The organism is Brevibacillus sp. NPDC058079, assembly GCF_042885155.1.
Taxonomy (GTDB): Bacteria; Bacillota; Bacilli; order Brevibacillales; family Brevibacillaceae; genus Brevibacillus.
Genome location: NZ_JBHVSO010000001.1, coordinates 321,458 through 340,854, shown reverse-complemented (window position 1 = coordinate 340,854; position 19,397 = coordinate 321,458). Strand labels below are relative to the sequence as shown.

Below are 19,397 nucleotides of genomic sequence, written 5' to 3'. Positions count from 1 at the left end.
ACAAAACCCATGCAAATAAACGGCGGTCATATTCTGTTTTATGAAAAACGTCGAGATGTTTCGATCTCCCGATGAGAGGGGACGTTTTTCACACAAAAAAACACACCAGCCACGTAGTGACCGGAGTGTTTCTTTGCATCTGTTAATGCTCAATTTGGTCTTTGATTGTTTGTAAAATGCGCTTCTCGAGGCGCGATACCTGTACTTGCGAGATCCCCAGCCTCTCCGCTACTTCCGACTGCGTCTGATCCTTGTAGTAGCGCAGATAAACAATGAGTTGCTCCCGCTCACTCAATCGACTGATCGCATCCTTGAGTGCGATTTTTTCAAACCATTTGTTGACCCCTTCATCCGCAATCTGATCGATCAACGTAATGGGGTCCCCGTCATTTTCAAAAACCGTTTCATGGATGGAAGAAGGTGCCCGATTCGCTTCTTGCGCAAACACGACTTCTTCTGGCGTAATCCCCACCGCGTCCGCAACCTCAGCAATCGTGGGTGCGCGACCATATTGCTTGTACAGCTCATCCTTTGTTCGTCGTACCTTATTGGCTGTTTCTTTGAGTGATCGACTTACCTTGACTGTACCGTCATCGCGTAAGAAACGTTGAATTTCTCCGATAATCATCGGCACAGCATAGGTTGAGAATCGAACATCATAGGAGAGATCGAACTTGTCTACGGCTTTCAAAAGGCCAATACAACCGATCTGAAACAAATCATCCGCTTCGTATCCACGGTTGATAAAGCGCTGGACGACGGACCAGACCAGTCGAATATTACTGTTGACTAAAAGCTCTCGTGCCTCAGTGTCGCCAGCTTGACTTTTGGCGATTAGCTCTTTCACTTGGTCATTGGTCAGAAATGGTTGACTCGCGTTTTTGATATCGGCACCCATAGGCACTACCCCTAATTTTGCAAGGCTTTGGCAAACGCTAGGCGTTTGGTGAGGCGCACAGTTGTTCCTTTACCCACAACTGTTGCCACTTCCAAAGAATCCATGAAATTCTCCATAATGGTAAAGCCCATTCCAGAGCGCTCAAGCTCCGGTTTCGTCGTATAGAGTGGCTGCATGGCCTGCTCCACATCCTCAATTCCTCGTCCATTGTCTTCCACAATCAGATCAACGCTGTCCTCTTGAATTCGCACAGAGATCTGTACCACACCCTCTGGATTTTCGTCATAACCATGAATAATGGCATTGGTAACAGCCTCGGATATAACGGTTTTGATTTCTTCCAGCTCGTCCATCGTAATATCGAGTTGGGATATGAAGGCTGCAACTGCTACACGTGCGAATGCTTCATTTTGGCTCAACGCTGCAAACGACACTGACATAAAGTTACGCTGTACCATCATTACGCCACCCCCAGAACATGCAAAGCATCCGCTTCGTTTTCGCGAAACTTGATCACCTTGAATAACCCGGACATCTCGAATATTCGATAGATCGTAGGATTGATCGAGCAGACGTACATTTCTCCAGATCGGGCAGAAATCTGCTTGTATCTTCCCAAAATAACCCCGATACCAGAGCTGTCCATAAACGTCAAATCAGCCAGACTCAGCACAATATGGCGTATAGTAGAGGTACGCAAAAGATCATCCGCCTTCTTGCGCAACTCCTCTGCCGTATGATGATCCAGCTCACCCTGCAAACGGATCACCAGCACGTCCTGCCGTGTTTCCATCGCAACTCGTAAACTCATAGCTGACACACTCCTTCTCCCTTGATAGAAACTCTCTTTCTTCCTCAACGAAACCAATTCCTGCCAGCCGACAAAAGAACAAAAAAATCGAGCAGCCGCGCCATTCCATTCGGGGCAACTCGATTCTTTTCGCGCTCATGCTGTCTGTCAGTAGCTAATCAAAACGCTCTTGGTGGTTCGCTTGAGAATCTCCCACATGTTGGCTTTATCTATCTGATCTTCTGGGAACAGATCGATACGGTTTACTTCCTTGCCATCTTTCGTGCGGATGAAAATGTGTCCAATTACTTGGTCCTTTGCTACAGGTGCACTGATCGCCTGGTTGATGACAATTTCCTTCTGGAAGGTATCTGCCGATTCACCTTTTTTCATCAACAAGCTAACCGCATGGGGTGTCACCGCATTGATCTGCGCTTTCTGACCTTTATCCACAACAAGTGCTCGCACAGCTTCTCCCTTTTTGTACATCGGCGTCACCTGAAAGTGCGTGAATGCGTAATTGAACATGGTCGAAACCTCATTGTTGCGCGTTTTTACATCAGGCTCACCCATGACGACAGCAATGACACGCATGTTGTTGCGTTTGGCAGTCGCTGTTAAACAGTATTTCGCTTCGCCTGTGTACCCTGTTTTCAAACCGTCCACCCCTTCATAAAAACGCACCAGCTTGTTCGTATTCACAAGCCAGAAGGGGCTCTCTGTATCTTTTCGCAAGTAGTCTTGGTACGTACCAGTGAACTTCGTGATGCCTTCGTGCTTTAAGAGCTCGCGTGACATGATCGCAATATCTGTTGCCGAAGAGTAATGATTTGCGGCAGGAAGTCCATTGGAGTTTACAAAATGCGTATTTTTCATGCCGAGCTGCTGTGCGCGTTCATTCATTCGCACGACAAAACTCTCCTCTGTCCCAGCCAAGTGCTCAGCCATTGCTACAGAGGCATCATTCCCAGAAGCAATAGCAATCCCTTTCAACATGTCCTCTACCGTCATTTCTTCACCGGGCTGTAAAAAAATTTGCGACCCGCCCATCGATGCTGCTCTTTCACTTGTTCGAACCTTATCGGTAAGCTTAAGCTCTCCCCGCTCCACCGCTTCCATGATCAAAAGCATGGTCATTACTTTGGTGATACTGGCGGGTGGCATTTTTTCATTGGCGTTCTTTTCATACAAGACTGTTCCCGTATCCGCTTCAATCATCACTGCGGATGAAGCTTGTGGGGCAAAATGATTGTCACCCTTTTGCTGTCCAGCCTTTTCTTTGGCAATAGCCATCGGAGAAAAGATGGTAAAGCACATAACGAAGCATAGAGCGAGGTATCCATTCCGTTTCATAGCAGTCTCTTCCCTCCATTCATGGTTTTATTCTCACCATCATGAAAGGAAAATATTCACACAAAAACGGCAAGATTATCTTCTCGAAAGACATCTGGTTACATAAAAAATCCCTTCCGCTACTAGCAGAAGGGACACTTTCTTAAATGACGAATCGGCTTACATTTTGCGTTAACTCGTCCGCCATTTTTTTCAATTGCTCTACGTTTTCATTAATGCGTGCAATCGAATTCAATTGTTCATCCACTGTCTCTACCACATCTGAGATGGAGTCACTAATTTCATCCGACATGGTGGCAAGACGTTGCATGGAGTTCGTCACAACCTGATTACCTGCCGCCATCTCTTCCGAGGTCGCTGTCATCGATTCGCTCTGCTCTGCTGCCGATTGAATCTCTGCCACGATATTTTGGAAAGCAGTACCCACAGACTCTACAGACTGCAAGCCTCCACTCACCATGGTAACGATCTGGTCCATATGCTTGCTCATATCCATTGCCTCATCATTGATCGAATGGGCAATGGCAGCGATACGCTCAGAGAAGGAGCTGCTTTCCTCTGCGAGCTTGCGAACCTCGCTGGCAACTACCGAGAAGCCTCGTCCAGCATCTCCAGCACGGGCAGCCTCAATGGCAGCATTTAGCGCCAACAAATTCGTTTGCGAGGCAATACTCGTAATCATTTCGACGATGCTCGTAATTTCGCGAGCCCGCTCACGAAGATTGTGCATTTGCCCAGCAGTCCGTTCTACCTCACCAGTGGCACGTCTTACCGTATTGATTACGTTCTCCACTAACTCCATTCCGCCTTGCGCTCTCTCAAACGTACGGGTCGTGGCAACCGATGTAGATTCGGCAGCCACAGCCACCTGTTCAACGCCTTCCGATATTTCCGAGACGGTATTGGCCGTTGCTTGCACTTCATTCGTCTGCGTAGAAACGCGTTGGGCAATCGTTGAAATGTTATCCGTAATGACGTTAATGGCTCCTTTATTTTCTTGCGCAAATAGAGTCAGCTCATCTGTCGCTACGTTCAGTTGTGTAGCTTGTCCCTGTACGAGGGCAATCAGCTTGCGGAGTTCAGCCGCCATGTCATTCATTTTGCGGCCAACCATCGCCAGCTCGTCATTGCCGTTTACTTTTACGTTGATATTAAAATGTCCGGCGCCGATTTGATCCATATCCCGCGCTATCGCGAACAGAGACATTCGAATCCGCTTTGCAAACCACCAGATCGCCCAAACCGAGAGTCCGATGATCGGCAAGCTGAAGAGTACGAAGTACAGCCACATACCGTCTACTTCACCATACACCTCGTTAGTTCCCGTGGACAAAACCACATTCCACTTCAACATTGGGATCGGTGCAAAAGCGGCAAATGAATCAATTCCATGATCCGAGTACAATAAGCTGTTGCTTGTCTCATACTGCATCAGGGCAAGCATCTCTTCATAATCTTTGTCACCAGCCAGCACGAGCTTGTTGTTGTTATTCGGATTTTGATGGGCCACAACTAAACCATCTTGTCGAACGACAAATGCGTAGCCATTCTCCATGAAAGAGATCTCAGGAATCTTTTGAATCATTTGGTCAATCGTAAAGCCAACAACGAACAACCGGCTCGTATCATCGGCCTTTTCCCCTATGGGTGTCGCAATATAAAGAAAACTCTTGTTGCTGCCTTCAACGATTTCTTCATCAGAAACGACCAAGGATTTCGTGGTTAGCGCTCTTTGGAAGTATTGTTTTTGCTTGAAGTCAATCTCATTTGTCCCGGTCAAGGAATACTGGGATTTCCCGGTAGCCGTGTCGATCAAATAGATTCTGGATACTTCTTTATGTGCCTGGCGCAATAAAGTAAACTGCTCCATGATTAGTGGCTGCAGCTCTGTCATCATCACACGTTTGGTTGCCGCCGATTTGGTGGAGTTCACAATCGCTTTTATGTCATCTTCTATGCTATTCGCATGCTGGTCAGCCAGCATTTTTGCCTGATTAGAGGTAATGCTAAACAACGTTGATTTCGAGAAGGAAAGGGCTATGTATTGCAAAGAACCGATAATAATAAGTACAAGAATTAGACCAAACACAATCATCTTTGTAGCAAGAGAGCCTTTAAGCTTTTCCGTTGCTACTTGGCTAGTCAGGTTTACTTTTTTTATGAGATTCGATATTCCCTCCTTCTTTTTCCATCGTGGCGACAAAAATTTACTCATGCTACTTGCCCCCTTTATCACTGCTACAATTTTCCAGTGCAAGAACTCCGAAAAAATACCCCTGAAAAAACTGCCTCTGGGTACAATACCCATTTTTTTCAGAGGTAAAACCTCCCTTATGAAGGGAAACGAGTTCCGGGCTGCACGAGTAGCCTCGGAACTCGCTATTTGTAATTGATTTAGTTATACAAATGACAGGCTGCGAAATGTCCTGGCTCTACTTCTTTCCACACAGGTACGGATGCAGCGCATTCCGGCATTGCTTTCGGGCAACGGGTACGGAAATGGCAACCGCTTGGTGGGTTCATTGGGCTAGGTACATCACCTTGCAATACAATGCGCTCACGGTTACGCTCAATTTCTGGGTCTGGAATCGGAATCGCAGACAACAGCGCTTGCGTATACGGATGGAGCGGCTTTTCATACAAAGCATCACTTTCTGCCAGCTCAACCATTTTCCCCAGGTACATAACCGCTACACGGTCGGAAATGTATTTTACCATGGACAAGTCATGGGCAATGAACATGTAAGTCAAGCCCATTTTTTCTTGCAGCTGTTCGAGCAAGTTTACAACCTGTGCTTGTACGGATACGTCCAAAGCAGAGATCGGCTCGTCACACACGATGAATTTTGGTTCTACTGCCAATGCACGGGCAATTCCGATACGTTGGCGCTGACCACCGGAAAACTCGTGTGGGAAGCGGTTCATATGCTCAGGATTCAAGCTCACCAAGGAAAGGAGCTCCTGGATGCGTTCTTTGCGCTTCTGACCAGTCGCCAGGCCATGAATATCTAGTGCCTCACCAATAATATCCCCGACTGTCATACGCGGATTCAAGGATGCGTAAGGGTCTTGGAAAATCATTTGCATGTTGCGGCGCATCGCCTTCATTTCCTGCTGGTTCAAATCCATGATGCTCTTGCCTTCAAACAGGACGTCCCCTTCAGTCGCATCATACAGTCTCAAGATGGTACGACCGGCAGTGGACTTTCCACAGCCTGACTCTCCTACTACGCCCAATGTTTCTCCACGTTTGATCTCAAATGAGATATCATTCACAGCTTTCAGAGTATTATCGCCAATAGAAAAGAACTTTTTTAGATTACGTACTTCAATTAAATTTTCACGTTTATCCACTGATATCCCTCCTTCTACGTTCATGCACGGTTCTGAGCAAGCGGATGCTGAAGCCAACAAGCTGCTCGCTGAGTCGTGCTGACGTCGTTCAGCTCAGGATCGATCTCTTGGCACACACGCATCGCTGATTCGCAACGCGCAGTGAATCCACAGCCAACTGGCGGACGCAGAAGGTCTGGCGGCGTACCAAAAATCGGTGTCAGTGGCTCGTCACGGTTCAAGTCAAGACGTGGTACCGAGCGAAGCAAGCCTTTGGTGTAAGGATGTTGCGGATTGTAGAAAATATCGTCAACTGTTCCAGTCTCGATCACTTTTCCTGCATACATAACAATTACGCGGTCACACATCTCAGCAACAACACCAAGGTCATGCGTGATCAAGATAATGGAAGTGCCCGTTTTCTTTTGCAAATCTTTCATCAGGTCCAAAATTTGCGCCTGAATCGTTACGTCCAAAGCTGTCGTCGGTTCATCCGCGATCAACAGCTTCGGCGAACAGGCGAGGGCGATCGCGATCATCGCACGTTGACGCATACCCCCAGAGAACTCGTGTGGATATTGCTCCACACGTTTCTCAGGTTGCGGAATACCAACAATGGTCAACAGCTCAATGGCACGATCACGTGCTGCAGATTTCGACATGTTTTGGTGTTTGATCAAGCCCTCAGTAATTTGGCTACCGATGGTCATTGTTGGGTTCAAGGAAGTCATCGGATCTTGGAAGATCATCCCGATATCTTTACCGCGGATCGATTCCATTTCTTTTTTCGACTTCTTGACGATATCCTCGCCATTGAAGAGAATTTGCCCTTGTTTAATTTCACCTGGAGGCATAGGAATCAGCTTCATGAGGGTTTGAGCGGTTACGGATTTACCGCAACCGGACTCCCCTACAATCGCTACAGCCTCTCCGCGGTTGACGTGAAAATTCACACCGCGGACTGCTTTTACTTCACCTGCATACGTATGGAAGGATACATGCAGGTCTTTTACATCAAGAATGCGTTCCATAACGACTATCCCTCCTATTTACGCAGGCGTGGGTCTACTGCATCGCGCAGACCGTCACCGAACAAGTTAAATGCCAAGATGGTCAGGGAAATAAAGATTGCCGGGAATGTCAAACGCCATGGATAGTACTTCATGGCCGGCAAGCCCTCATTGGACATCGTTCCCCACGATGCAATCGGTGCCGAAACCCCTAACCCGATAAAGGACAAGAAGGATTCTGCGAAAATCGCGGAAGGTACAGTCAAGCTCAATGTTACGATGATTGGACCCAAAGCATTTGGAATCAAGTGTTTGAAGATCAGGCGGTTGGCGTCAGCACCAAGGGAGCGCGCTGCCAGTACAAACTCTTGGTTTTTCAATTGAAGGATCTGACCACGCACAATCCGGGCCATACCGATCCATCCCGTTATCGTCAAGGCAAGAATAATCGTTCCAACACCAGGCTCTAAAACAACCATCAACAAAATAACAACCAGCAGGTAAGGAATCGCGAACAAGATATCTGCGAAACGCATCATCATTTCATCTACTCTACCGCCATAAAAACCTGCGATACCGCCCCAGATCACACCAATGATCAGGTCAATGAACGCTGCGGCAAGACCTACTTGCAGAGAGATACGTGCACCGTACCAAATACGCTCAAATACGTCACGACCTAGGTCATCTGTGCCAAACCAGTGTTCAGCAGACGGCTTTTTGTTCTTGCCAGCCAGATCCGTCGTAAAATAATCTTGTGGAGTTAGCCATGGGACCACAATGGCACATACGATCAACAAAGCAATGAAGATCATAGAAATCATTGCGACTTTATTCATTTTCAAACGACGCCAAACGTCAGACCAAAAAGAGAGACTTGGGCGCTTAATTGCTTCAGCTTGACGAAGGTCAACGGAAATTGGCTCGAAATGTTCTTTAGTCAAGTTTTGCACGTGTCATTACTCCTTTCCTGCGTCCGAAAGTTTGATCCGTGGGTCTACCAAGGTGTATGCGATGTCAACAATCAGAATCATCACAACCAGGATCATGGAGTAGAACACGGTCGTACCCATGATTACCGTATAGTCGCGGTTTGTAATAGACAAAACGAATTCGCGACCAAGACCAGGAACACCGAAAATACGTTCAATAACGAATGCCCCTGTCAAAATACCAGCAATCAGTGGACCCAGGTAAGTAACAACTGGCAATAGCGCATTACGGATTGCGTGTTTTACTGTAATGGTAAAAGTGTGCAGCCCTTTTGCTTTTGCTGTTTTGATGTAATCTTGACCCATAACTTCAATCATATTGGAACGCGTCAAACGCGCGATAAATGCCATCGGTGATGCGGCGAGTGCCAATGATGGAAGGATGGTGTATTCGAATCCTTCCCATTTCGCGATTGGAAACCAGCCCAAATTAATAGCGAAAATGTATTGGTAAAAGGACGCCAAAATAAAGCTTGGTACCGATAATCCCAAAACGGCGATGACCATCGCGGAATAGTCTTGCCATTTATTATGGTTTAGCGCTGCGATAACCCCTAGCGTAATCCCACCAAAAATAGCGAGCAATAAAGCTTGTGCTCCCAAGTGAGCAGAAACTGGGAAACCACGATTAATCATGTCGTTAACAGTTGAAGATTTCTCCGTAAACGATGGACCGAGCTCCCATGTTGCTACACCCTTCAAATATTCGAAGTATTGTTCGTGCAACGGCAGGTTCAGCTTGTACTTTGCCTCTAGTGCTGCCTTAATTTCCGGCGGGACCTGCTTCTCGGATGTAAATGGACCACCTGGTACTGCTTTCATGATGAAGAAGGTGGCCGTTACAATTAAGAAGAGCGAGATGAGCATAAAAATGATGCGCTTACCGAGATAACGGATCAACTAACTTACCCCCTTGGTAGATTTTTGATTGCTTTCACGTCCCATGTTTACACTGCGGAACGCTGCCGACACAGTGTAAAAATCGGCTGTGTAAATAACCCTTAGATCTCTTGCAGAAAAGCTTCTCTCTCTATTTTCTCTTTGCTGGCAATCATGCCAGCTGGTATTTATGGGAAGGGCTTGCATGGCAGAGAGTATATGCGCAACCATATACCCTCTGCCGCAAATCCCGTTTCCTTCGTTATGAAATTACTCGATGTATGCGCCTTTCCAATCCACGTCACCCAGGCCAGTTTGGTGAACGCCTTTCACTTCTGGCTTCTGTACCCAAGATTGCGTATAGAAGTAAATTGGCATGATTGGCATTTCATCCATCAGGATTTGTTCTGCATCTGCCAAAATTTTCTTACGTTTCTCGAGGTCTGGCTCCTGAGCGGATTGGTTCAACAACTCTTTATATTTTGCATTTTCCCAACGTGTATCGTTGTTTCCACCCATTTTATCCTTGTAGAGCTCCAAGAAGTTGATTGGGTCATTGAAGTCACCCAGCCAGCCCATCCGTCCAATCTGGAAGTTACCCTCATGCATATCCTCCAGGTAAACTTTCCATTCTTTATTCTCGAGTTTCACATCTACACCGAGATTTTTCTTCCATTGGTCTTGGATGGCCTCAGCAATCTTCTTGTGAGCCTCAGATGTATTGTAGGACAAGGTAATCGGTGGCAGCTTGCTCAAACCAACCTCTTTCAGTCCCTCTTCCAAAAGCTTTTTCGCATTTTCTAGATCTTTGTCTTTGAAATAGCCATTTGGATTCAGCACCATGGATGGAGGAACAGCGCCTGTTGCCGGGATTTGACCCGTTTGGAGAATGTTGTCGATCAAGCCTTGGCGATCAATCGAGTAAGCAAATGCTTTTCTCACTTTAATGTTATTAAATGGCGGCTTTTCGGTATTGAACTTGTACCAGTACGTACCAGCAATTGGATTCGTTTGAATCTTGCCTTGCTCTTTCAATGCTGGAATCGCATCTGTTGGCAAAGCACTCATAGGTGCGCCAGCCCAGTCGATTTCGCCATTTTCGAACATGGAGAGCTCTGTATTTTCGTCTTCTACCATGGAGAATTCGATTTTGTCGAGCTTTACATTGTCTTTATCCCAGTAATTCTCGTTCTTCACGAGCACCATCTTGCTCTTGTGCTCCCAAGATTCGATTTTGAAAGGTCCGTTACCGACGTGCGAACTTGCATCGCCTGCCCACTTCGGATTTGCATCAATTACTTTTTTGTTAACTGGGAAGTAGGTACGGAATGCGAGCAATTCCAGGAAGTATGGAGTCGGATTCTCGAGCTTAACTTCCAGTGTCTTATCGTCTAGTGCCTTCACGCCTACTTCATCAAGCTTTGCTTCGCCCTTGTTTGCTTTTTCACCATTCTTCACGTAGTACAGCTGATATGCGTAGTTGGAAGCTGTTTTTGGATCGAGAGCACGCTTCCAAGCATATTCAAAGTCATGTGCTGTTACAGGATCACCATTGCTCCATTTCCCTTCTCTGATTTTAAATGTGTAAGTTAGCTTATCATCAGAGACGGTATAGCTCTCAGCAGCAGCTTCATGCGGCTTGTCGTCGGTACCAATGCGGGTCAAGCCATCAAAGGTTGCCAAGATAATCGCGCCTGAAGTCGTGTCCTCTGCGAGGCCTGGATCAGTTGTAGGTGGCTCGGAGTGCAGGTTCATTTTTAAAACTTGTGGCTTCTTCTCAGCAGCTGGAGTTGCAGGCTGTGAAGGTGCTGTTGTTGCAGGTGTTTCTCCTGACGGTGGAGCGGCAGTTGGTTGACCTCCTCCGCACCCTGCCAGGGCGGTTCCTAATACAGCAATCGAGCTCACAAGTGCAAACATATTCTTTTTCAACGCAATAACCCCCAGTACGTTTTTCTTTTTTGTCTTTTTTCTGAAAATAAAGGACGAAAAAAAATGAAAACTACGCGAAGCTGCTTGACTTCGGCTGGAAGGCATCAACCCCTTTCATTGCAGGGTCACCTCGTCGTCTTGAACGAAAGAGAAGGTGTCTTTGTACTGCTTCAGTTCCAGTGAAACGTCCGCAGCCGCAATTCCTTCAATTTGAGAGAGTCGTTCATTAACAAAGGTGATCAGCTCATCATTACTATGGAAACACGCTTGGATAATCAAGTCGTGCTTACCGCTATAAGCGCCTACAAAACGTACTGCAGAAAATTTGCTTAATTTTTCTGCCACTTCTTTCTGCAAACCTAGCTTTGTGGTTAACCCGATGATAACCTGCACATGTAATCCTAATTTCTCTGGATCGGGTTGAATTACGAATTGGAAGACTCCGTCTTGCAAAAGACGAGTGATGCGCGATCGAATTGTTCCTTCGCTCACGCCTAGTTGATGGGCGATTTCTGTATATGGGATACGCCCATCTTCATGGAGGATTTGCAGAATCTGTCTGTCGACATGGTCCAGCTTTTTCATAAATACGATTTTCTGGGAACCTCCATCATTTTTTTACGAATTTCGCAATAATCTTTTACAAACAGTCTAATACAATAAAAGTAATCGGAAATGATAGCGGTGTCAACGAAATTTGACAAGTAGAATTATAAAACTTTATAAAGTCAATCCGAACAGTAAAATATTTTTTATATAATAAAAAACGACTTATATCTTTCTATTGAATATGAAAAGCTAGATTTAATCAACAATATTTTTTCGAGAAACTGTATTTTTACTCATAAAACAAGGCGTGCGCATGTGCTGTGCACGCCTTGTTTTATTTGATTGATCAACTAATATCCGGACGTTCTATGCTTCGATAATTTTATAGATCAACGGTTGTTCTCCATCGATTGCCGTCGAAATTTGGAAGGCACCTTCCATTTCTTTCAACGCATTTTGCAGAAGATGGTCTTCGTTGGCATGGATCGTGACCAAAACTTCTCCAGCCTTCACCTGATCCCCGCGTTTTTTGTGCAGAATAAGGCCTACTGCCAAGTCAATTGGCATTTCTTTTGTCAATCTGCCAGCACCCAGGACAACAGAAGCATGACCGATCGCTTCCGCATCAATCGCGCTTACAAAGCCGTCCTGTTCGGCTGTAACCGTATGAATGATCTTTGCTTGCGGCAGACGAGCCAAATCATAGACGTCCTGCTTATTGCCGCCTTGAGCCTCTACCATTTCCGCCAGTTTATCCACTGCTTTTCCGGAAGCCATCAGGTCTTCTAGCTTCTTACGACCTTCTTCCACATCAGTAACAAGCCCACCCATGACAAGCATGCGGGAGCCAATAGCCAATACCAGCTCGGTCAAATCGCGAGGACCCTTACCTGCAAGTGTCTCCACCGCTTCTTTCACTTCCAGTGCATTGCCCACAGCAAAGCCAAGCGGCTGGTTCATATCGCTGATGACCGCCACCGTTTTACGTCCTACTTGACTACCGATTGCAACCATCGCATTTGCTAATGTTTCTGCCTCTTCAATGCTTTTCATGAAAGCGCCCTTCCCTACTTTTACGTCAAGCAGGATGGCATCTGCTCCAGCGGCAATCTTCTTGGACATGATGGAGCTTGCAATCAACGGCACAGCCTCTACAGTAGCTGTCACGTCACGCAGAGCATACAGCTTCTTGTCTGCAGGTGTCAGGTTGCCAGACTGCCCAATTACGGACACGCCAATATCACGCACCTGCTGCAAAAATTGCTCGCGTGTGCGTTCTACTTCGAATCCCGCGAAGGACTCCAACTTGTCGATGGTGCCTCCTGAGTATCCAAGGCCTCTTCCAGACATTTTTGCCACAGGAATACCCGCTGCCGCGACCAATGGCGCAACAACTAGAGTAGTCTTGTCCCCTACTCCGCCTGTACTGTGCTTGTCTACCTTAATTCCTTGCAGGGAAGACAGGTCAAGCTGTTCGCCTGACCCTGCCATTGCCAAGGTTAGATCTCCTGTCTCTCTCGCAGTCATGCCACGGAAAAAGACTGCCATTGCCCACGCGGACATTTGGTAGTCAGGAATACTTCCATCTGTATAGCCTGTCACCAGAAATTGAATCTCTTCTGTTGTCAGTTCTCCGCCATCACGTTTTTTGGCGATCATATCGACCATACGCATTGTTAATCCCTCCGAATCCGTTACTTACATCTTGGCTACGATACCGTTTACCAGAGCCAGGAATTGAGATTTTACCTTTTCTGTTGTTTCCATTACTTCATCATGGGACAGAGGCTGTTCCAAAATACCTGCTGCCATGTTGCTAATGCACGAAATACCAAGCACCTTAACACCCATGTGTCGTGCCACGATTACTTCTGGTACAGTGGACATCCCTACAGCATCCCCACCCAACAGACGAAGCATGCGGATTTCAGCTGGAGTTTCATAGGTAGGACCTAGCAGACCTGCGTATACACCTTCACGGAGCTGGATTCCTTGCTCGGACGCAACTTCATGAGCCAGCTTGCGGAGCTGTTTGGAATAAGCCTCAGACATATCTGGGAAACGTGCTCCCAATTGTTCATCGTTTGCACCGATCAATGGATTGCGGAACGTCATATTGATGTGATCAGAAATCAGCATGAGGTCCCCTGGATTGTAGCCTTCGTTAATTCCGCCAGCCGCATTGGTCACAATAATGGTTTCTACGCCGAGCAGCTTCATGACACGAATTGGGAAAACAACAGCATCCAGACCATGTCCCTCATAAAAGTGGAAACGACCTTGCATCGCAACGACTTGCTTGCCTTGCAGCTTGCCAATCACGAGTTGTCCTTTGTGGCCGACAACGGTGGACACAGTGAAGCCAGGAATTTCATGATAAGGGATGATCACCGGATTTTCGATCTCATCCGCCAAAACACCCAGCCCTGATCCGAGTACGAGACCAATGGTTGGTTTTTCTGTTAGTTTCGGTTCGATATATGCTACTGCGTCATGGAAATTTGCCAATTCAACTCTCTCCTTTTTTTGTGTTTCTTCTATTATATAAATGTTTATTTTTACTTAACCTTTATAAATGATTGAGGAAGCTTTTCCCAATCACTGGAGCAGTTACCCCAAAATTGTCTGCGATGGTCGCACCCAAGTCTGCAAATGTTTCACGGATGCCCAAATGTTCTCCAGCTTGAATACCCTTGTGATACACAATCAACGGAACATATTCTCTCGTATGGTCACTGCCATGGTGTACAGGATCGTTACCATGGTCTGCCGTGATTACCAGCAAATCATTTTCTTGTAGCGCTTCCAAAAGCTCTGGAATACGAGCGTCGAACTCCATCAAAGCCTGACCATATCCTTCTGGATCGCGGCGATGACCGAACTTCGCATCGAAGTCCACCAAGTTGACAAAAGAAAGACCCGTGAAAGATTGTTTCATCGTGCCAAGAATTTGATCTACACCGTCCATGTTATCTTTGGTTCGGATAGATTCGGTAACGCCCTCTTCTGCGTAGATGTCGCTGATTTTGCCAATGGCAATAGAAGCAAGGTCAGCATCTTGCAGACGATTCATGACTGTCGGAGCAAATGGCTTCACGGAATAATCGTGACGATTTGCTGTACGGCTAAAATTGCCTGGCTGTCCAACAAATGGACGCGCAATGACACGAGTAACCGCAAACTCATCACGAAGCGTCAACTCACGAGCTACCTCGCAAATATGGTATAGCTCTTCAAGCGGAACAACCTCTTCATGTGCTGCCACCTGGAATACACTGTCCGCAGATGTATAGACAATGACTGCACCCGTATTCATATGCTCTTCGCCAAGCTCGTCGAGAATGTCCGTCCCAGAAGCGACCTTGTTCCCGAGCACCTTGCGGCCAATACGTTGCTCAAATTCTGAGATCAGCTCTTGTGGAAATCCATCTGGATAGGTGTTAAACGGAGTAGACACATGCAGACCCATGATTTCCCAATGACCAGTCGTCGTATCTTTCCCCATGGAGATTTCCTGCATTTTCCCGTAATGGGCCATAGGGGTTGCTACTGGCGCAACGTTCTGGAGTGGTGCTATATTTCCCAAACCTAATTTTTGCAAGTTAGGCAACGAAAATCCTGCAACTCGTTCCGCAATATGACCTAAGGTGTTTGCTCCTGCATCATTGAACTTAGGCGCATCAGGTTGTTCGCCAATCCCTACGCTGTCCATGACGATCAAAAAAACTCGTGAATACTGCATCTTAACGCCTCCTGTTTACCAGTCATTCGAATTCTATAATCAAGTCGTCAGACGTCTGACCTGATTCAGAAAATTTTTCTCCGCCCGACAATCAGGCGGAGTCGATCGTTTTTTCATACTCATGCTCGCGGATGCGTCTTGGCATAGATGTCCTTAATCCGCGTTCTGGTCACATGTGTGTAAATCTGGGTGGTTGAAATATCAGCATGCCCAAGCATCTCTTGAACAGAGCGCAAATCGGCTCCATTTTCCAGTAAGTGAGTGGCAAAAGAGTGGCGAAGTGTATGGGGTGTAATCTCTGCACGGATGTTTGATTTTTGGGCATATCGTTTAATAATTTTCCAAAAACCTTGCCGTGTAATTTGTTTGCCCAAGTGATTCAGAAATAATGCATTATCGCCAGTTCCTTTTACCAGCTTGGGGCGCCCTGCCTGCAAATAGTGGCGTACCATTTGAATGGCAACCGAGCCTAACGGAATGATTCGCTCTTTTGATCCTTTTCCCAAGCATTTGACAAAACCCATATCCAGATTCACATCAGCACAATCCAGATTGACTAACTCCGAGACCCGAATGCCTGTCGCATATAGAAGCTCAAGCATCGCTTTGTCTCGCAGCCCGGCAGGATGATTGACAGGAGGACTTTCCAAAAGACGTTCCACTTCCTCAACAGAGAGCACTTTCGGCAAGCGTTTCTCGATCTTCGGTGTTTCTAGGTGAATGGATGGATCTTTGTCTATGTATTTATCCCGAATGAGAAACTGATAAAACGCTCGTATCGATGCCATATTGCGAGAAAGAGTTGCTGTTGCACGTCCTTTTTCCCGTAAAACAAGCAAGTATCCAATGATGTGCGTCCGAGTAGAATCCTCTATTCGAGCAACACCTTGCTCCTGTAAGTACGAGGTAAAGGCCACCATATCCCGTTGATAGGATTCCAGGGTATTTCTCGATAACCCTTTCTCCACAGTCAGGAAATGAATAAACTGATCAATCAGACTGTCCATGAAGCTGTCCCCTTCAGCTGATAAGTATCTTGTATTGCTTTCCACAAAGAAAAAGAAACTCCTGCTTCTCCAGATAAAAAACTCAAACTTGCATTACTCTCCTGTTAGAAAAAAGAGCTGTAGCCGTGCGACATATCCGTCAAAATCCTGTGCCTGAGAGGTATTGATGACTTTTACTACCTTCACCGCATTCCCATGTGGTTCCTGATAAGGGTTTGCCGGAAGAAATTTGTCCGCCAGCAAGGTAATGATGCCGTAGGAGAGCAAAGTGCAGGTAATGAAAAGAAGCAAGAAACGAAGACCCTCCATCAAGCGGCGATAAGAGACCTTCATCCGTGAGCCTCCTTACAGACTTTCTTTCATTTATATGCACTTGTCCCTTGCTCCATTCGAATCGATCCTCTTTTAGGATTCCACAGGAATAGGTCTGCCATTACAAAAGCTCCCAAGGAAAAAAGAAAAACTTCTCCGTTCCCAGAGAAGTCGACTTTATTTGAAGTCCTCCACGTTTACTTTATCTACACAACGATTGCAGATCCCGTAGAAGGTCAATCGGTGGTCGGTAATATAAAAGTTGTAAACATTCTTGACTTTCTCTTCTGCTGTGACAAGCAGATCTTCAAAAATTTCATCCACCGTACCACAATTGAGGCAAATGAGGTGATGATGGTGATAGGCAGCATTATCATCACGAAGATCGTAACGAGCTACGCCATCGCCAAAATTCATTTTATGAAGGATCTTCAGTTCGCTCAACAGCTCTAATGTCCTGTATACGGTAGCAAGCCCGATTTCCGGTGCTTTATCCTTCACCAACAAGTAAACATCTTCCGCACTCAAGTGATCTTCTTCATTCTCCAACAACACGCGAACAGTGGCTTCACGCTGTGGCGTCAGCTTGTAGTTCTGTGAATGCAACTGCTGCTTAATTTTCTCTAATTTTTCTTCCAACATTAATGCCCCTCCCCGCTCGCATGAAACCTGTTCCTATTATAGTAGAGGGGCATTGAATAAGTCAAATGCATAAGTTCTTACCTGAGAATTATTCTTAATTAAGCACAAGCTGCATCAGCCTAGGGGAAATGAAGGTTTCAAACAAGGCTGCAATCGTCAATACCGCCAGCATGCTAAGAACAAGAACGGTATAGCCCATAAAATGCGGCATGATGACATCCCTTTTGCTTAGCACTCTCGTTCGTATGAGTCGAAGAGAAAACGAAATTCCGCTGACACCTACAATAAAAAGGGCAGGGACGACTAATAAATTTTGTGGAAGTACACCCACCATGGCAAATGTTACGCCTTGCCATTGGAGTTGACTCACCAAAAAACCGACGGTGAAACCAACCACGACTCCTTTTAAAAAGAGCATCAACAAAATCATAGGCAACCCAATAATGGATAATCCTAGCACCCACATGATCGCTATGGTTTTGGCATAATGACCAAACGCCTGCTGAAAATGGGCACTGGTCTCAGGGATTCCATCACTGCCAAGACTGTTGAAAAAATATTGCAGAAAACCGTACAGCTCCTGCTTCTGTGACAATGGCAGTGAATTGACGAGGACGGCTCCGAAAATAATGCCCATCGTAAACAGGACGATCGTGAACCAGTAGAGTGACTGATGTTCTCTCGCATAGGATTGGATAGTTTGTCCGACTCGTGAACGCACGCTTCGTCGCCTCCCGCTTGGCTGATTACTGTACAGCTTATGCGGACGAGTTCTCCCCTATGACAACCTACAGCGGGACGATCTTGCCGTAGGTACCGGCGCCTCCTTTTTGGACTGATAGCTTTCCCTCTCGTGCTCGCACGATAAGCGAAGCGATTTTCTCTCCGACAACATGGGTGAGCTCTTCTTCGTTCACGCGATGCAATACGTTCATCTGTGTACCAAACGATCGATACAGCTTGTCCAACAATTTCGGACCGATTCCCGGAATGAATTCCAACGGGATTTGCTCGATATAAGAAGGACGGAACACCGGATGCTGGCCGGCCTCTACATCCGCCAGCTGATCAATGCGCGCTGCAACTCCTCGCACAATTCGTTGGAAGCCGCATTCCGGACATTTGCCTGAGGCATCCGCAGCTAGTAAAGACTGGCACCCTTGGCATGCCGTCTGATGATACTTGCCAAGCTCGGGATGCAGACCGTAATTCACATGAACCCCTCTTCCACCGATCCGCTTAATTGCTTTCACCCACTCTGCGAAGGAGCGCTCTAGCATATATATCGCTTGATATTCCCGGCCTATCTTCGCCAGAGAATGGGCATCTGAGTTGGTGAGAAAGGTTTTGTCATGCAGCTCGGAAATGCGGTCCGCCATCATGGTATTCGCACTCAATCCCAGCTCAACCGCATAGATGAGCGAAGGATCGAGCGCTTCCGCCATCGAATCCGTACAGCTCCCATATAACCCTTTATGCGGCGTAAAAATATGTGCGGGGATCAAGAGGCCCTGCAATTGATCGACACAGGCTTGTAATTCCCTAAGTGTTGTGTAGATACGCTGAGAACTTAACTGCACATTTTTGCAGCGTTCTGACAGCCACGCAGTAAATTGCTTCATTTCTTGTAGCTTCGGCAGATAAACGAGAAAATGAGCTGCACCACGCCCCAGCTCCTTGATTTCTACTTCGCACCCCAAGATTAGCAAGGTATCTTTGTAGGAAATTCCTCCATCCACCAGTTCAGTGGCTAATCCCTTTTCCAACAGATCTACCAGCTCATCCTGAACCTCCGGCGAATGTGCATCAATAATCCCGATGACATCCATCCCTTTTTTATTTGAGGCTTCCTCCAAAATTTTGGTGAGTGTCATTTGACGAGAAGCCGTTATTTTCACAGGTTTACCCGTCCACGTACCACCGATGTGAATATGCATGTCGCAAAAATACGAAGTAAGCAT

The 19,397-nt window shown here is 46.5% G+C and carries 19 protein-coding genes; all 19 read right to left on the bottom strand.

The genetic code is table 11. The annotated features are described in order from the left end of the window. Positions 1–142 precede the first annotated feature (142 nt). The 19 genes from sigF to ACFVS2_RS01680 all read right to left on the bottom strand — a co-directional run bounded on the left by sigF (position 143) and on the right by ACFVS2_RS01680 (position 19,397). Positions 143–898, bottom strand: a complete 756-nt coding sequence (gene sigF / locus ACFVS2_RS01770) for an RNA polymerase sporulation sigma factor SigF (RefSeq protein WP_390230232.1) — start codon at positions 896–898, stop codon at positions 143–145. An 11-nt stretch (positions 899–909) separates the two neighbouring features. Continuing rightward, positions 910–1,359, bottom strand: coding sequence for an anti-sigma F factor (gene spoIIAB, locus ACFVS2_RS01765; protein WP_048032581.1), 450 nt, complete (start codon positions 1,357–1,359; stop codon positions 910–912). Further along, entirely contained in the window at positions 1,359–1,709 is a 351-nt protein-coding gene (gene spoIIAA / locus ACFVS2_RS01760) for an anti-sigma F factor antagonist (protein WP_007724108.1), read from the bottom strand. Before spoIIAA ends, spoIIAB begins: the two co-directional genes overlap by 1 nt. A gap of 147 nt (positions 1,710–1,856) precedes the next feature. Further along, positions 1,857–3,041, bottom strand: coding sequence for a D-alanyl-D-alanine carboxypeptidase family protein (locus ACFVS2_RS01755; protein ID WP_390230228.1), 1,185 nt, complete (start codon positions 3,039–3,041; stop codon positions 1,857–1,859). Between the two features lie 142 nt (positions 3,042–3,183). After that, positions 3,184–5,256, bottom strand: coding sequence for a methyl-accepting chemotaxis protein (locus ACFVS2_RS01750; protein ID WP_390230225.1), 2,073 nt, complete (start codon positions 5,254–5,256; stop codon positions 3,184–3,186). Positions 5,257–5,435: 179 nt separating this feature from the next. After that, on the bottom strand, positions 5,436–6,395 hold the full coding sequence (locus ACFVS2_RS01745) for an ABC transporter ATP-binding protein (RefSeq protein WP_304502530.1): 960 nt from the start codon (positions 6,393–6,395) through the stop codon (positions 5,436–5,438). Between the two features lie 20 nt (positions 6,396–6,415). Continuing rightward, positions 6,416–7,405: an ABC transporter ATP-binding protein gene (locus ACFVS2_RS01740; RefSeq protein WP_173620173.1), complete on the bottom strand. Its 990-nt coding sequence runs from the start codon at positions 7,403–7,405 to the stop codon at positions 6,416–6,418. 14 nt (positions 7,406–7,419) lie between these two features. Further along, positions 7,420–8,337, bottom strand: coding sequence for an ABC transporter permease (locus tag ACFVS2_RS01735; protein WP_173620174.1), 918 nt, complete (start codon positions 8,335–8,337; stop codon positions 7,420–7,422). A gap of 6 nt (positions 8,338–8,343) precedes the next feature. After that, complete coding sequence (locus tag ACFVS2_RS01730; RefSeq protein WP_173620175.1) at positions 8,344–9,276, bottom strand: ABC transporter permease; 933 nt, start codon at positions 9,274–9,276, stop codon at positions 8,344–8,346. Positions 9,277–9,525: 249 nt separating this feature from the next. Further along, positions 9,526–11,184: a peptide ABC transporter substrate-binding protein gene (locus ACFVS2_RS01725; RefSeq protein WP_173620176.1), complete on the bottom strand. Its 1,659-nt coding sequence runs from the start codon at positions 11,182–11,184 to the stop codon at positions 9,526–9,528. A gap of 114 nt (positions 11,185–11,298) precedes the next feature. Further along, entirely contained in the window at positions 11,299–11,769 is a 471-nt protein-coding gene (locus ACFVS2_RS01720) for an Lrp/AsnC family transcriptional regulator (protein WP_007720718.1), read from the bottom strand. 330 nt (positions 11,770–12,099) lie between these two features. After that, positions 12,100–13,407, bottom strand: a complete 1,308-nt coding sequence (locus tag ACFVS2_RS01715; protein WP_173620177.1) for a pyrimidine-nucleoside phosphorylase — start codon at positions 13,405–13,407, stop codon at positions 12,100–12,102. A gap of 24 nt (positions 13,408–13,431) precedes the next feature. Continuing rightward, positions 13,432–14,241: a purine-nucleoside phosphorylase gene (locus tag ACFVS2_RS01710; RefSeq protein WP_056492641.1), complete on the bottom strand. Its 810-nt coding sequence runs from the start codon at positions 14,239–14,241 to the stop codon at positions 13,432–13,434. Between the two features lie 61 nt (positions 14,242–14,302). After that, positions 14,303–15,475, bottom strand: coding sequence for a phosphopentomutase (gene deoB, locus ACFVS2_RS01705; RefSeq protein ID WP_390230215.1), 1,173 nt, complete (start codon positions 15,473–15,475; stop codon positions 14,303–14,305). A 119-nt stretch (positions 15,476–15,594) separates the two neighbouring features. Then, entirely contained in the window at positions 15,595–16,482 is an 888-nt protein-coding gene (xerD, locus tag ACFVS2_RS01700; RefSeq protein WP_039960542.1) for a site-specific tyrosine recombinase XerD, read from the bottom strand. Positions 16,483–16,575: 93 nt separating this feature from the next. Beyond that, positions 16,576–16,815, bottom strand: coding sequence for a YqzK family protein (locus tag ACFVS2_RS01695; protein ID WP_048032568.1), 240 nt, complete (start codon positions 16,813–16,815; stop codon positions 16,576–16,578). 156 nt (positions 16,816–16,971) lie between these two features. Beyond that, positions 16,972–17,436 (bottom strand): ferric iron uptake transcriptional regulator, encoded by a 465-nt coding sequence (gene fur / locus ACFVS2_RS01690; RefSeq protein ID WP_007720739.1) that lies wholly within the window; start codon positions 17,434–17,436, stop codon positions 16,972–16,974. Positions 17,437–17,530: 94 nt separating this feature from the next. Continuing rightward, positions 17,531–18,157 carry a stage II sporulation protein M gene (gene spoIIM / locus ACFVS2_RS01685; protein ID WP_016739960.1) on the bottom strand — a complete coding sequence of 209 codons (627 nt, stop codon included), beginning with the start codon at positions 18,155–18,157 and terminating at the stop codon, positions 17,531–17,533. A 67-nt stretch (positions 18,158–18,224) separates the two neighbouring features. Next, positions 18,225–19,397, bottom strand: coding sequence for an endonuclease Q family protein (locus ACFVS2_RS01680; RefSeq protein WP_390232359.1), 1,173 nt, complete (start codon positions 19,395–19,397; stop codon positions 18,225–18,227).